The following is a 13966-nucleotide window of genomic DNA, read 5'->3' as shown; positions in this document are numbered from 1 at the left end:
GACGGTTCACTCGCCCACCCGCCGCACCGGCACCTCTACATTGCAAATGTCGACACCGCCTGCTGGGCTGCGATAAAAGCTGTCATTCCGGTTGGCGCGGACATGCACATATTGTGCGAAGCTCTCGCTATCGGTCGAAAGATATTCAGAAGACGGAGCATCTGCCAGCTCACTACCAAGCCGTATGGAAATGATTGGCACGCGCAGATGCGCCTCCTCCTCAGTATAGAAACCGAGTTCGCCCGATCCCCGGGGCAGGCTGGAGAGATGCTGCATACCCTCGATCACGCGCCCGATGACGGCAAGGTTTCGATCCATATGGCGCTGGGGCTGTCCGATGACGGTGTAGAGTTCTGCGCCGGTGCCCGTATCGGGAGCATAACCGCGTCCGACGCCAACGTAGCCGTAGCAATGGATGGGCCAGAGAGAATGCTCGGCGCGCGCCAAAGGCCACCCTTTTTCAAAGCCGACATGTCCGCCGACAACCGCGACATCTGGTAAAATGAACTGTCCAATGGGGCAATCAGCGAAAACTCTGTGCCCCCGCTCACTGCTGAAATTACAACTATCTCTGGCGCCCACGGCGTAACTCGCTTCAGGCGCCGTCACCCCCTCGGGCAGCGGCTTCTCTTCGGTCACATCGCCCCATTGCGTGACGTAATTGTCTTGCACGCGGTTGACGCTTGTTCCGTCCCACCACTCTGCGCGGGCAAGGGTGCGGATGTTTGCGACCCAGGGCTGGCTGAAGGGAGCAGGGATGAGCTGGATGACGACGGTGCGCGGATTGCCCGCTCCGTCCGGCGCCAGTTGCATGACAAGCAGATCGTCAGGATCGATCGCCACCCATTCGTCAGCCGAAGAAGCTGCGACGATTGATGTGGGCGTCACATATTCAGGCTCGCCTTGCTGCGCGCTGGTCGGCGCGGTGCACAGTAGCGAGCAGAGGGTGAGAAAGAGCAGCTTTTTCATGATCGTGAGATGCCACACAAAACACTGCGTGCAAACGCTCTGCATGCCACGCTTGTCATAAGCAACAACCCTCGCTAGATGCGCGCTTCCTGTCAGGCAGGGTCTGTCGCGCTAAAGCATCAAAGCGCTAGCGCAGATGGAGTGCGGAGACGTGGCCGAGTGGTCGAAGGCGCACGCCTGGAAAGTGTGTATACGGTAACCCCGTATCGAGGGTTCGAATCCCTCCGTCTCCGCCACTCACCCCCAGCACTTGTCTCTGTTATCAGGGCTTCGCCGCAAGCCCGCTGAACGGGCGCGCTTGCGGCTGCTATACCGTAACAGGCGCATCATATGTCGCGTCTCCAGCGCCATTTCAGGCGCCAGTCTCTTGGCGTACCCGCATCGGTCCGGTTTCCCTGTAAAACAGGTAAGAACAGGGAAAAACATCAATTTGAACACGAAAACAGGAAAAAATCACTATTAGAATGCCTCGTGCGTGCAGCTAATATTCTGTAATCACGCGATAATAACCCTCATTTTCGCGGTTTCCCTGTTATTCGACGGAACAGGGACCTTAATCGCCATAACAGGGGCCGATATCGACGTGATCAGGCCTGTTTTTCAGCAGAACAGGGAAGGTTTGTCTGGTCCCAGCCAAGCGCTTTTCGCTGACGGGACCACGCTAGCGGGACCTCGACCTTGCGGAAAGTCTCGAGATGGAACCCTGGCGGCTGGCGCCCGTGCAGGATGTCGCGCTGGATCTCGGGTGCAAGGAAGGCAAGTCTCAGGATCATGCGATCATATGGCGAGACCGGAGCGGAGCGCATTAGCGGCATTCCGTGCTCGGTCGCAAGCATGGTGTGGGCTTTGCGGAGTGCAGCGATGAGCGTGTTGTCCGGATGTGCAGTTCTGCTGAATAAGTTCGGTGAGGACTCGTCCAAATCGAAAATGCACTAAGCAATGCTCTCGTTCGGCTAGCCGCTCCGCAATAGTAGTCTTCCCGCTCGCTGGACTTCCCGTCAGGTAAATGATCATGAGTTGCAAACTGGCTCCAACAATGCCGACCGCTTCGGTGTTTCTTTAGCTCGGATAGAAGGCCCTAGCCAGACGGCGACTAAATGATTGAAACTTCGTGCAACCCTAGGTGGTAGACTTGAGTGGAGATGCCGTCTGCATTCTTCACTTCAGGGCCCACGAGCTGACAGTCTGCAATCGGCCCAGTTGCTGAACGAATGAAACTGAAAGCGGATTTAAGCTTTCGCCGCCGTCCGCGGCATTGGCATTTATGTGTCACCCATCGTGATCTCACGCGTCAATCCGAGTGCATTGCGAAACGCTTCGTCATGACTGATGCAGATTATCGCGCCATCATAGTGGGTGAGCGCGTTCTCTAGAAGTTCGATCGCCTCGATATCGAGGTGATTTGTTGGCTCGTCTAAGATCAGCATTTGTGGAGGTTCCGGCCGCGAGAACAGGCAGGCGAGTGCAAGTCGCACTTGTTCGCCACCAGAAATGCCGGTCACGGTCCTGTCTGCCCACTGTCCACGAAAGCCGTATGCGGCAAGCGATGCGTGGACCGACTGTTGATCAAGCGCTGGATTGTGTCGCTTCATCGTGTCGAGGAGAGTTTCGGATTTATCGAGCATCGCCAGATGCTGGTCGAGCACGGCCATACTCTTTTGATCGGAGGCTATCTTGCCGGATGCCGGCGTGTCGAGCCCGAGCAGCAGTCTGACCAGGCTGGTCTTGCCGGAGCCGTTCGGCCCGGTGATTGCGATGCGCTCTGGTCCGCGAACGACGAGATCCATAGAATCGAAAAGCACACGCCCATTCCGTTCGCAGACAAGGTCATGCGCATCCACCAAGGTATGGCGGGACGACAGGCCAGATCGGGGAAGTGCGATGCGTATCGGCACGATCCGCTCGACGTCCGCCCGGGCCGAGCGTAGCATTGCATCGGCCTGATCGACGATCTCCTGCCCAACTACGCCATATCGCGCGGCGGTCTTTTCCGCCCGCTGCTGTTGTTGGAAAAGATATGGTTTCGGATCGGCCCCCTTGGCCGCGACGGCGCGCCCGCGCTTGTCCCGTCTCGCCTGCTTTTCCATTTCGCGTTGCTTAGATCGCTTTGCCGCATCGAGGCCCTCGCGCGCCTTTTCAAGCGCTTCGATCGCGCGTGCGCGGTTTGCGTCCCGTTCGGCCTTGAATGAAGACCAGTTCCCGCCGACGATGGTAACGCCTGCGGGCGAAAGTTCGACAATTCTTTCGACCCGTTCAAGCAGCCAGCGGTCGTGGCTGGCGACAAGCAGCGGACCGTTCCAGCCCTCGATCAGATCGGCCACGCCTTCGCGTCCGTCGGAGTCGAGATTGTTCGTCGGCTCGTCGAGCAGCAAGATATCGGGCGCGGGCAAGAGTAGCGCCGCAAGCTTCAAGCGCATCCGCTCTCCACCGCTCAGGCTGGAAATTGCGCGTGACGTTTCCATTGATGCCAGGCCGAACCGGGCCAACAGGTTCTCCAGCCTGGAAGCGAGAGTCCAGTCCGCAAGATCGAGGTCGTCTCCAACAGGCGAACCTGCCTCGATGCGCGCAATGCGTGCCAGATGGTCCGCGACCCCAAGCATGTCGCCAACCGTGGAACTTGGCGTCGATCCGTCCTGGCGCAGCAGGCCGACCTTGCCATCCGTGACGATCGTTCCGCCCAACGGAAGATGCGCATGGCCTGCAATAGCTTTCAAGAGCGTGGTCTTACCCGATCCGTTACGACCGAAGAGACCGACGGCTTCATGTTCAACGGACAGGGAAAGATCGGAAAAACGTGGAGTACCGTCGGGTGTCGTAAACGACAGGGCATCCAGCGTAAGATGTGGCATGAGAACACCATGGCAATCAGTTGTCGGAAGAGACGCGCTGGTTGCTCAGTTGTTCATTGTTGTCTTGCTCCCTTAGCAGGTTGTCCATGTGGGTTAGGTCTACGGTTTTCGCAAGCTCTAACTTCTGATTGGCAGTAGCTTGCAGCCTGACAACTCAGAGCAGCTTCCCGTGATTTTCTTCTATAAGCGGACTGTCCGCTTCCGGCCCAATTCGCGCCGGTCAGCAAACCTCTGCAAGATGCGCTCCATCAGTGGTTTCCGAGAAGCGAAAACCTCTTCCCGAAAATCGTTCGATCAGGTTCACTGCGGTGCGGGTGTGCTCACTGAGCTTGACTGTTGTGAACGCTCCACGGCCTGCCATCGCGAACGGCAGCAAGAGCTGGTCCTGCAGGTAAGGCCCGGCAAAGGCTTGCGACGCCAGATAGCCAGCCATCCGCTTCGCCGCTGTCTTTGCCAGGCGTTCTGCAGGCACGCCAAGCTTGCCGAAGCCAGACGTGACTTCGGTAACATGTTCGAATTCGGCTACCATGAGCAGGGCATTCCCCGGGCCATTTTCAGCCGGGAGTTGCACGGGCGCGAAGACCTCGTCGGGCCAATCGGCCAGCACCTTGCGCGCCGCCTTCAGTTCGCGGTCAGCGATGTCGAACGGAATTCCGGCAACTAGTGCTTCTACCTTGCCAGACTTGAACTCGCCGCGCGTCACGCATTCGATCGGGCGCAGCGGCGCTGGATCGATGTCCACGACAATGCGCCCGCCGCCGCGCGGGTAGAAGCCGTGACGCTCGAGCGTGATGGAAATCTGTGGTCCCATCCGCTCCATGACCGGCAGCAGCGTTTTTTGGAGGAACTCAAAAGGCGGCGCGGCCATCGCGTGGGTACCGCCCTCAATCACCAGCCGCGACGGCGCATCGGCCAGCATCAGTGGAACCAATACGGCCTGCAGGACCAGCCCGGTAGAACCGGCGGTGCCGACCGCGAAATGGTATTCGCCGGGCGTAACGCTGCCGGGCCGAAAGATTAGCTCGCTGGCACCAACAGTCAGCCCGGAGCATTCCGCTCCGCCGATGGCGCAGGCCGCTTCCAGCGCGGTAACATGCTGGCGCATCAGGCCGGGCTTGGCCCTGCCCCCGCGGATGTTCTGGATGGTGAATGGCTCGCCGGTCAGCAGCGACAGGGCTGCGGAATACCGCAAGACCTGCCCACCGCCTTCGCCTTCAGAGCCGTCAATTGTGATCATTCTTTCTCTACCAATTCAATGAAGAGCGCTTCCGCCTCTTCCGCAAAGTTCGTGTTCTCCTTGCGCTCTGGCACTTCGCCAGCGCGTTCGAGCTCACCTACTACCAGTCGCTCGATATCGGGCAGCCTGATGGTGTTTCCCGCTTCCTTGGTTATCGCCTTTCGGGCGATCAGTTCATCGACCTGATCCACCAGAACCCGATCCAAGTCAGCCGCCTGCATCAGCGGCACCATGCTCATCGGCGGGCGCCTCGACGGATCGAGGCGCAGCGCACGAACGGACAGCGCCGGTCGCAGCGCATAGAAATAGCGCTTCACGGCGATCTCGCCGTCCGGGCCAAGCCAGCGTCCCACTGTACCCTTGCCAAGGCTCGCGTAATGCAACGCGTACCCACGAGGATTAAAGTGGCGGTTTGCAAGGGCTGCAAGCTGCTCCACCACCGGATCATCGGCAATGTATCGGATCGGGCTTTCGATCCACTCCGACAGCACTGCGTTGTGCTTGAGCATGAGGCCAAGCGCCTTGCGAAGATCCCAGCCGTTCAGATCGATCTCATCGACAATGGGCCGTTCGACCACATCGCGGACCGGCTTGAGCGCGAGATAGTCACGTCGAGGCCGTATATGGAGAAAGCGCACGTCGTAATCGCTGTCAGGCGAAGGAAAACCCCATGCGCGGGAACCGGATTCCACTGCCATCAGCAGGCGCACGCCATCCTCGCTCGCCACACGGGCGAGACGAGCTTCGATATCGGCGCGCACATCGGGCGCGATGGTTCGTGTATCCTGCATAGAAATTATCTTTGGTCTCTTGGAGGTAGCGGCGTGAAGGGTGCTACCCCTTCACGCACACCACCTGTTTCAGCGTATGGACGATCTCAACCAGATCGGCCTGCGCGGCCATCACGGCTTCGATCGGCTTGTAGGCCTTGGGCGTTTCATCGATCACGCCCTCGTCCTTGCGGCATTCGACACCAGCGGTATCGGCGATATGCTCGTCGAGCGTCACCAGCTTCTTCGCCTGCGTCCGGGACATGACCCGACCCGCACCGTGCGAGCAGCTGTCGAAGCTCTCGGCATTGCCGAGCCCGCGTACGATAAAGCTCTTCGCCCCCATCGATCCGGGGATGATGCCCATCGTGCCCTTCGCCGCCCGCACCGCACCCTTCCGGGTAACGAGCACGTTTTCGCCGAAGTGGTTTTCCCGCGTCACATAGTTGTGATGGCAGTTCACCGCTTCGCATTCGGCATCGAATGGCTTGGCGATCTGGTTGCGCACCGCGTCGAGCACATGCGTCATCATCACCCGCCGGTTGAGCGCTGCGAAGTCCTGCGCCCATTCGACCGCTTCGACATAGTCGTCGAAATGGTCGGTCCCTTCGGGGAAATAGGCGAGGTCCTGGTCAGGCAGGTTGATATGCCACTTGCGCATGTCTTGCTTGGCCAGCTCGATGAAGAACGTGCCGATCGCGTTGCCCACCCCGCGCGAGCCCGAGTGGAGCATGACCCACACCCGCTGCTCGGTATCGAGGCACAGCTCGATGAAGTGGTTGCCGGTTCCCAGCGTCCCCAGATGCACGAGGTTGTTCGTGTTCTTGAGCCGCGGATACTTGGCGACGATCTGTCCGAAGCGTTCGGCGAGCTTTGCCCAGGCATCGACCACGGCCGGAGGCGGATCGCCCCACGAACCCTTGTCGCGCTTACCCCGGCCGACATCGCGGCCATGCGGCACCGCCGCCTCTATCGCGGAGCGAATACCGGCAAGGTTGTCCGGCAGGTCGCTCGCCACGAGCGAGGTACGCGCGGCCATCATGCCGCAGCCAATGTCGACGCCGACCGCAGCCGGGATCACGGCGCCCTTGGTCGGGATTACCGAACCCACGGTCGCGCCGATCCCCACATGTACGTCGGGCATGGCCGCAACATGCTTGAAGATGAACGGCATCTTCGCCGCCTTGGTCAGCTGCTCACGCGCCTTGTCGTCAACGGGAACGCCGCGGGTCCACATCTTGATCGGCGACCCGCCCTCCACGTCCTGATATTCATACGTCGTCTGGGTCATGGCGACCTCCTCATGCTTCTTCATAGGTGCTGGCGACAAGTTTTGGCGAGACTTCTCCGCATGTTGCCATGCAGGGGCGGGTTCGAACCGCCTGGTTACCGATGTAGTCCCGACCGGCATTCGCCAGCGCTGATGTAATTCTGCTCTATCGCTTCGCTGCGTGAGCGCAGGGTGCCGGCGGCGAGTGATTGATGAGACGTTTTACTGAGCTACTCCGGTTGCCCGGGGGCGGATTTGGACCGCCGACCTCCTTCTTTCGAAGGCGCTCTATCCATGTAGTCCCACCGGCATCCGCCAGCGATTTGTATTCAGGTTCACGGCGACGAGGTTTTGGAAAGACGTTCCTGCTCTACCTGCTGAGCTACAGGCCCATAGTTGGTGGACCTGGCGGGATTCGAACCCGCGACCTGGCGATTACAATTCGATGTAGTCCTTCCGGCATTCGCCGTGAATTTGGAAAAGGTCGGGGCAACGAGTGTTGGTGAGACAATCGACCCTTAAGCAACGCTCCAGCGGCGGGATTCGAACCCACATCTCCCCGCAGGATTGCTCCCATGGGGCGCTTTACTCGTCGGGCCTATCATGTGGGAGATGTAGTCCCACCGGCATTTGCCCCGGCCCTTTCCAAAATCAATCTATTCAAAGGTCGCGGCGACGAGGCTTGGGAAAGACCGGCGCCCCTTTTCAGAGACCACCATCGTGACAGGATGTAGTCCTTCCCGGCATTCGCCGCGACCTTTGATGTTTCAAACCTCCACTTCGTTGACGATCTCGACCCAATCCTTCGCATCGCCATTTGCGAAGCGTGCCATTGCGTCGAACACCGCGTCGGTGAAACCACCGACACTCATGATGTCCTTGCGATCTTTCGCCTGCGTCGAGCCGTAAGGCTGGATGTCGATGCAGATCAGCTTCGCACCCGGGTTACGGGCCTTCAGCTTGTTCCACTCCTTCATCGTCGCCGAAGCATCGCCATAGGACCACGGACGCGGCGCATCGAACCAGGACTCATTGTCCGAAACGATGACTACACAATCGACCATCGCCTTCTCGCGATTCAGCAAGGCAAGCGGGGCCGAGACGTTGGTTCCGCCACCGCCAACCCCCGCCAGCTTTGCGGCATTCACCGCTACGCGAGCCTTGGGATCAAGCTTGAGCTCCACCACGTTCACTTCGAACGGGAGCACACGGGTCTGCGAATTGCTCCGCAGCATCGCGGCTGAAGCCAGCGCGGCGATGTCGATGCAGCGCACAACCGAAGTCGCGCCCTTGCGGTAGCCGGTCGCGGGCGAGCCCATCGAGCCCGACACGTCCGGACACACTACGACATTGCCTTCCAGCACCGGGACCTTCGCAAGCGACAGGTCCAGAGCCCTCTCAAGCGCAGCCTGCACCGCCAGCGGGACGCCGTCACCGACTTGGGTCAGTGCAGTCATCAACTGGTAGGGCATCGGCTTCACGCGGGCGATTGCATCGGGATCGGCCAGCCGCGCAGCAACCATCTCGGTCACTCCGTCGATCTGGAACACTCCCTTACGCGACAGCGTGTTGAGGTTCATCCGCAACGCCTGCCACCCGATGCGCTCTGCCAGCACAGCCCACTGCTTTGCGGTCAGCTCGAAGGCGGTCAGCCATTCAAAGGGCACATCGGGCAGGGGCCGCGAACGGTCCGCCTTCCATGCTTCGAAATCGGCGATCTCCTTCGGCAGCGCCGCTACATCGTAGGGCTTGCCGATCAGCCAGCCGTAGAAGGCACGCCGTTCGGCCGAAGCCGGAGCCGGGTGAACCATCTTCACGATATCCGCCAGGCTCGGATCATTGCCCGTCGCCGCCTGCATCAGCTGGCGGGGCGAGGCATTTTCCAGCCATTCGCGCACCAGCCGCTTCGGACGCGAGCCGAGCGAAGTGCGCCCAGTCTGGCCTGAACGCATGATCTGCACAAAGTTGCGCAGCATGCGGCCATTATCGATCACGCGCTTGAACACCGGGACCATCAGGTCCGGATCGGACATCGATAGCACTGCAGTCAGCAATGCTGGCATATCCTTCATCGCGCCCGACTGGCGAGCGTACATCGCACACTTGGCAACCCATTCGGCGTCCACCGCCCAGGCTGCTTCAAGCGCCTTGGCAAGCTGGTCCTGCGCATCGGCGTAGAAACCGTCCGACAACGTGCCGGTTGCGGCTAGCTGCGCGAGCAGGGCTTCGGGGCCATAGGCATAGGCGTTGCCGCCTGCCTGGTTTACAGTGTCCGTGCGCGGCCGGAAATTCGCCAGCGCCGAGGAAAAAAGCGTTTTGTTGGCCATAGTCCAACTCCATCATGAAACTTCATCGGGCTTTGGGCGGCCGGCCCATTCCGACCGCCCGTTTCCCGCGTCTCGCCGGGTGTTCGACTTACCCGACGGTTTGGATAGAGCATGAGGCGTGCCAATTTTGAGTCGCGCGCTGCGAATTTCGCATAGTACACTGAAATATATACGATTCTTTGGGCTCGATCTTCTCGACAGCACATCGTGAAGTTGCGAGAAATCTATTCTCTTGTATCGCTTATGATAAAAATTTATCACCGAGAGCATGAGGCCCACCACTGTCATTGGTTTTCTCGGCTCAACGCTCGATGCCGCAAAGTTTGGTCCGTCACGCTGGAACAAGTGGCGCCCCACGGTCAGCATCTGCATGCAGGAGGACCTGCGGGTGGATCGGTTTGTGTTGATTCACGGCAGCTATCACCGCCGCCTCGCAGAATTCGTGATGCAGGATATCCGCGACGTCTCACCCGAGACCGAGGTCGTCCCCCACGTCATGGATTTTGAAGACGCATGGGACTTCGAGGAGGTTTATGGAAAGCTGCTCGATTTCGCGCGTGAGTTCGAATTCGATCCAGACGCCCATGATTACCTGATACACATCACCACCGGCACGCATGTGGCGCAGATCTGCCTCTTCTTGCTTACAGAGGCGCGCTATCTGCCCGGTAAGCTCTTGCAGACACAGCCTCACAAGGGAGCGCCGCAGCCGATCGGCACTTGGGCCTCGATAGATCTCGACCTTTCCCGCTACGATTCCATCGCCAGTCGCTTTGCCGAGGCGAGCGCGGAAAGCACCAGCTTCCTCAAGAGCGGGATCGAAACCCGCAACGCGGCCTTCAACCGCATGATCGAGGAGATCGAACAGGTCGCTGTCCGCAGCCGCGCGCCGATCCTGCTGATGGGCCCGACCGGCGCAGGCAAAAGCCAGCTCGCGCGCAAGGTCTACGAGCTCAAGAAACTGCGCCATCAGGTCGAAGGGCCATTTGTGGAGGTAAACTGCGCAACCGTGAAGGGCGACAGCGCAATGTCAGCCCTGTTCGGCCACAAGAAGGGAGCTTTCACGGGTGCGGTGCAGGACCGGCCCGGCCTGCTCAAGAGTGCCGACAAGGGCCTCCTGTTCCTCGACGAGATTGGTGAGCTAGGCCTTGACGAACAGGCGATGATCCTGCGCGCGATCGAGGAAGGGCGCTTCCTTCCGGTTGGTGCGGACAGCGAGGCCAAGAGCGAGTTCCAACTGATCGCCGGGACCAACCGCAACCTCATGGATGAAGTTGCCGCCGGAAATTTCCGCGAAGACCTGTTCGCACGCTTGAATCTTTGGACCTTCGCATTGCCCGGGCTCGCCGAGCGGCGCGAAGATATCGAACCCAACCTCGACTACGAACTCGAACGCTTCGCAGAACGCGAAGGCACGCGCGTTACATTCAACAAGGAAGCGCGCGACCGCTATCTCGCTTTTGCCGAGAGCCCGTCTGCACGGTGGCAAGGCAATTTCCGCGACCTCGCCGCCAGCGTAACCCGCATGGCGACACTTTGCCCGACCGGCAGGATCGACCGCGAGGCTGTGGAGTTCGAAACTGGTCGCCTCGCACGGCTCTGGTCGGGCGACAAGGGAGAGATAGGCGTGTTGACCGACTTGCTCAGAAAGGATCGCGTGGAGGCGATCGACCCTTTCGACCGGGTACAGCTGGAATATGTGGTTGAAGTGTGCCGACGCTCAGCCAGCCTTTCTGACGCAGGACGCACATTGTTCGCTGCTTCTCGAGAAAAACGCAAATCGACCAATGACTCTGATCGACTGCGGAAATACCTAGCCAAGTTTGGATTGGATTGGGACATAGTCGCAAGATAGCAGAGTCAGCTATCCGCACTTTCATCGCCAAAACCGGACAGTCCGCTACCGGCCCAATTGCGGCTCTGAAACCTGCGACATGCCTGATGATCGCAGGGCATATGCTTTTCGTGAAACCGAACGCATTCCAATGTATCGTACGAGAGAAACTTTGCGGCTTTTTCTCAATCAATGTTGACGCTGATTGCTCCGAGCCCCGCGAATCTCGCGGTTGCGCTCTGTCCCAAAGCGATTTCATGAACGCCCGTGATGGCGCCGGTCGAGATCCATAAGCCATTTTGCGGTGCGATCCCGCGCGATTTGAGATTGGCGAGAGCAAAACGCACTGCGCCGAATGGACCGTCGAGCATCGACGCCGTACTTGCTTTGCCAACAGAATGACCGTCTATGAACATCTCGACCATGATTTCATCGAGCTCACCCCAGTTTGCAGGCTTGACGACGGCACCTAGCACGATGCCGGCATTGTTCCCGTGATCGGAAACAGTAACCCAAGGCCCGTCGGTGTTGATGCCAGGGTAGGGTGAAGAGGCAACTTCGATACCGATACGGATTTCGCTGACCCAAGCCATCGTGTCGGTGTTGCTCTGCGGCAAGGGGCCGGCTTGCGGGGCGAGCTTTAGCATAAACTCTGCCTCCGCTGCGCCAAAACCCTCTCGATGGCCTTGTCAGACCAAATGCACCTGATTGACGAATGAAGAGCGCGGGGTAGGGCAGGGCGGTGCCTCGTCCTAGAAAACCAGCCAGCCCGTTCCGCTATTTCAATTCGTCACCGGAGGTGATCCGCTTGGTGGTGATGATGTACGTTCGTTTTCCACTGAGCCTGCGAAACGTGGAAGACCTGCTGGCCGAACGTGGGATCGACATCTGCCACGAGACCGTGCGGCACTGGTGGAACAGGTTCGGGCCGCTGTTCGCCGCTGATGTCAGGCGCCAGCGAGTGAGCCGGATGAAGGGCTTCCGCCACTGGAAATGGCACCTCGATGAGGTGTATGTGAAGATCAACGGCGAGATGCATTATCTGTGGCGAGCAGTCGACCAGGAGGGCGAGGTTCTCGAGAGCTACGTCACGAAGACGAGAGACGAGAAAGCAGCGCTCAGGTTCATGAAGAAGGCGCTGAAGCGTCACGGTTCGCCGGCGGAGATCACCACCGATGGCCTGCGCTCGTACAGGGCGGCGATGAGTGAGCTTGGCAACCAAGAGAAGCAGGAGGTAGGTCGCTGGGCCAACAACAGGGTCGAGAACAGCCACCTTCCGTTCCGACGACGGGAACGGGCGATGCTGCGGTTCCGGCAGATGCGGTCTCTTTAGAAGTTCGCCTCGGTCCATGCCAATGTCCACAACCACTTTAGCCTCGAACGCCACCTGATCGACAGAGAAACCTACAAGGCCCGCCGCTCAGCCGCACTGGCTGAGTGGCAGAATGTTATGGCCTAAGCTGACAGCGGGTAAGGGATTGCCGCGCCGATCAGAGACAAGTTGCAGTTAGACTGACAGCACTCTTCTATGCCAATTAAAGACGAGTTGCGATTGGCCTGACACCGCCCTAAGCCCAAGCGATTCAAGTTAAAGGTGCCACTCCAATGTCAGTCGATGCTCAGCAGGTCGCCGCCAGCCAAGCCGGTGCCGCACCGCCGAAGGTTAGTTACTCGCTTTCAGGTGGGATCGTTTCGCGCTTGGCACAGATGAACGTGTCGCTTGCTTTCACGTCTTACCAATCTGGCTTTCTTTACATGCTGGGCGCCGGCCCTCAGGGAAAGCCACAGCTGCATCAGTCTGCCATGCCCAAGCCTATGGGGCTGTGTTCTGACGGCAGAGGTCGATTCGTGCTGTCTGCCGGAGCTCAGATCATTCGGCTTGAGAATGTGCTGGAGCCTGATCAACGCATCAATCAATTGTATGACGCTTGCTTCATGCCGCGCACACAAGTGGTAACCGGATTGCTCGATGCGCATGATGTTGGAATCGACTCTTCAGGTGAGATCGTTTTCGTCAACACACGGTTCAATTGCTTGTCCAAGCCGTCGCAGCGGCATTCTTTTGCGCCCATCTGGAAGCCCCACTTCATAAGTGACATCGTCGATGAGGATCGTTGTCATTTGAATGGCCTTGCGATGCGAGATGGCAAGCCTGCCTTTGTAACGGCTGTTTCCAAGTCCGACACGATCGACGGCTGGCGCGATCGGCGCGCAAATGGCGGTGTTGTGATCGATGTCGAAAAGAATACTGTGGTTTGCGAAGGGCTTTCGATGCCGCATTCACCGCGTTGGCATGAGGGCAAATTGTGGGTCCTTAACGCCGGTACCGGTGAGCTTGGCAGCGTCGAATTTTCCGACGAACAGCAAGGCCTCGGCTCCTTCAAGCCGCTCACATTTTGCCCGGGGTTCCTTCGCGGCATGGTTTTTCACGGCAAATCCGCGTTTGTTGGCCTTTCTCGGCCTCGCTATGATCGGTTTGAAGGGCTGGAGCTGGAGCAGCGGCTCAAGGATACGGACAGCGAGCCTTGGTGCGGCGTACAGGTAATCGATCTGGAAAGCGGAGCTTGCGTCGACTGGTTCCGGATCGATGGAGATATCGGCGAATTATACGATGTGGAGCTGGTCGAAGGCTTTCTTTGTCCGATGACAGTTTCACCAAATTCAGCCGATGCTGCAACTCTGATTACCCATGAGCCACTTTAATCTAAGC

The 13966-nt window shown here is 59.1% G+C and carries 11 protein-coding genes, 1 tRNA gene and 1 pseudogene; 4 read left to right on the top strand and 9 right to left on the bottom strand.

Annotated features, from left to right (window positions below):
* Window positions 1-6 precede the first annotated feature (6 nt).
* Complete coding sequence (locus O2N64_RS01535; protein WP_271078538.1) at window positions 7-969, bottom strand: peptidylprolyl isomerase; 963 nt, start codon at window positions 967-969, stop codon at window positions 7-9.
* 145 nt (window positions 970-1114) lie between these two features.
* Here O2N64_RS01535 and O2N64_RS01530 point away from each other — a divergent pair.
* Window positions 1115-1205: transfer RNA gene (locus tag O2N64_RS01530), tRNA-Ser, on the top strand.
* A 351-nt stretch (window positions 1206-1556) separates the two neighbouring features.
* Here O2N64_RS01530 and O2N64_RS01525 read toward each other — a convergent pair.
* From O2N64_RS01525 to O2N64_RS01500, 7 genes are all read right to left on the bottom strand, one after another.
* Window positions 1557-1784: a hypothetical protein gene (locus O2N64_RS01525; RefSeq protein ID WP_271078537.1), complete on the bottom strand. Its 228-nt coding sequence runs from the start codon at window positions 1782-1784 to the stop codon at window positions 1557-1559.
* Window positions 1747-1983 (bottom strand): AAA family ATPase, encoded by a 237-nt coding sequence (locus O2N64_RS14405; protein ID WP_442866738.1) that lies wholly within the window; start codon window positions 1981-1983, stop codon window positions 1747-1749. Before O2N64_RS14405 ends, O2N64_RS01525 begins: the two co-directional genes overlap by 38 nt.
* A gap of 248 nt (window positions 1984-2231) precedes the next feature.
* A complete protein-coding gene (locus tag O2N64_RS01520) occupies window positions 2232-3818 on the bottom strand; it encodes an ABC-F family ATP-binding cassette domain-containing protein (RefSeq protein ID WP_271078536.1) in 1587 nt (528 codons plus the stop codon).
* Between the two features lie 220 nt (window positions 3819-4038).
* Entirely contained in the window at window positions 4039-5055 is a 1017-nt protein-coding gene (gene rtcA / locus O2N64_RS01515; RefSeq protein ID WP_271078535.1) for an RNA 3'-terminal phosphate cyclase, read from the bottom strand.
* Window positions 5052-5846, bottom strand: coding sequence for a nucleotidyltransferase domain-containing protein (locus O2N64_RS01510; protein WP_271078534.1), 795 nt, complete (start codon window positions 5844-5846; stop codon window positions 5052-5054). Before O2N64_RS01510 ends, rtcA begins: the two co-directional genes overlap by 4 nt.
* A gap of 43 nt (window positions 5847-5889) precedes the next feature.
* Window positions 5890-7116, bottom strand: a complete 1227-nt coding sequence (locus O2N64_RS01505) for an RtcB family protein (protein WP_271078533.1) — start codon at window positions 7114-7116, stop codon at window positions 5890-5892.
* A gap of 746 nt (window positions 7117-7862) precedes the next feature.
* Window positions 7863-9422 carry a vWA domain-containing protein gene (locus O2N64_RS01500; protein WP_271078532.1) on the bottom strand — a complete coding sequence of 520 codons (1560 nt, stop codon included), beginning with the start codon at window positions 9420-9422 and terminating at the stop codon, window positions 7863-7865.
* A 268-nt stretch (window positions 9423-9690) separates the two neighbouring features.
* On the opposite strand from O2N64_RS01500, the gene rtcR reads away from it, so the two are divergent.
* Window positions 9691-11277 carry an RNA repair transcriptional activator RtcR gene (gene rtcR / locus O2N64_RS01495; RefSeq protein WP_271078531.1) on the top strand — a complete coding sequence of 529 codons (1587 nt, stop codon included), beginning with the start codon at window positions 9691-9693 and terminating at the stop codon, window positions 11275-11277.
* Between the two features lie 164 nt (window positions 11278-11441).
* On the opposite strand, the gene O2N64_RS01490 is transcribed toward rtcR, so the two are convergent.
* Window positions 11442-11903, bottom strand: coding sequence for a hypothetical protein (locus O2N64_RS01490; RefSeq protein WP_271078530.1), 462 nt, complete (start codon window positions 11901-11903; stop codon window positions 11442-11444).
* 95 nt (window positions 11904-11998) lie between these two features.
* Between O2N64_RS01490 and O2N64_RS01485 the strand changes: the two are divergent.
* Both O2N64_RS01485 and O2N64_RS01480 read left to right on the top strand, forming a co-directional pair.
* Window positions 11999-12715: pseudogene (locus O2N64_RS01485) on the top strand (IS6 family transposase).
* Window positions 12716-12861: 146 nt separating this feature from the next.
* On the top strand, window positions 12862-13959 hold the full coding sequence (locus O2N64_RS01480; RefSeq protein WP_333781569.1) for a TIGR03032 family protein: 1098 nt from the start codon (window positions 12862-12864) through the stop codon (window positions 13957-13959).
* Window positions 13960-13966 lie beyond the last annotated feature (7 nt).

Source organism: Aurantiacibacter sp. MUD61, from assembly GCF_027912455.1.
Classification (GTDB): Bacteria; Pseudomonadota; Alphaproteobacteria; order Sphingomonadales; family Sphingomonadaceae; genus Alteraurantiacibacter.
This window is presented reverse-complemented; position numbering and strand designations above follow the sequence as displayed.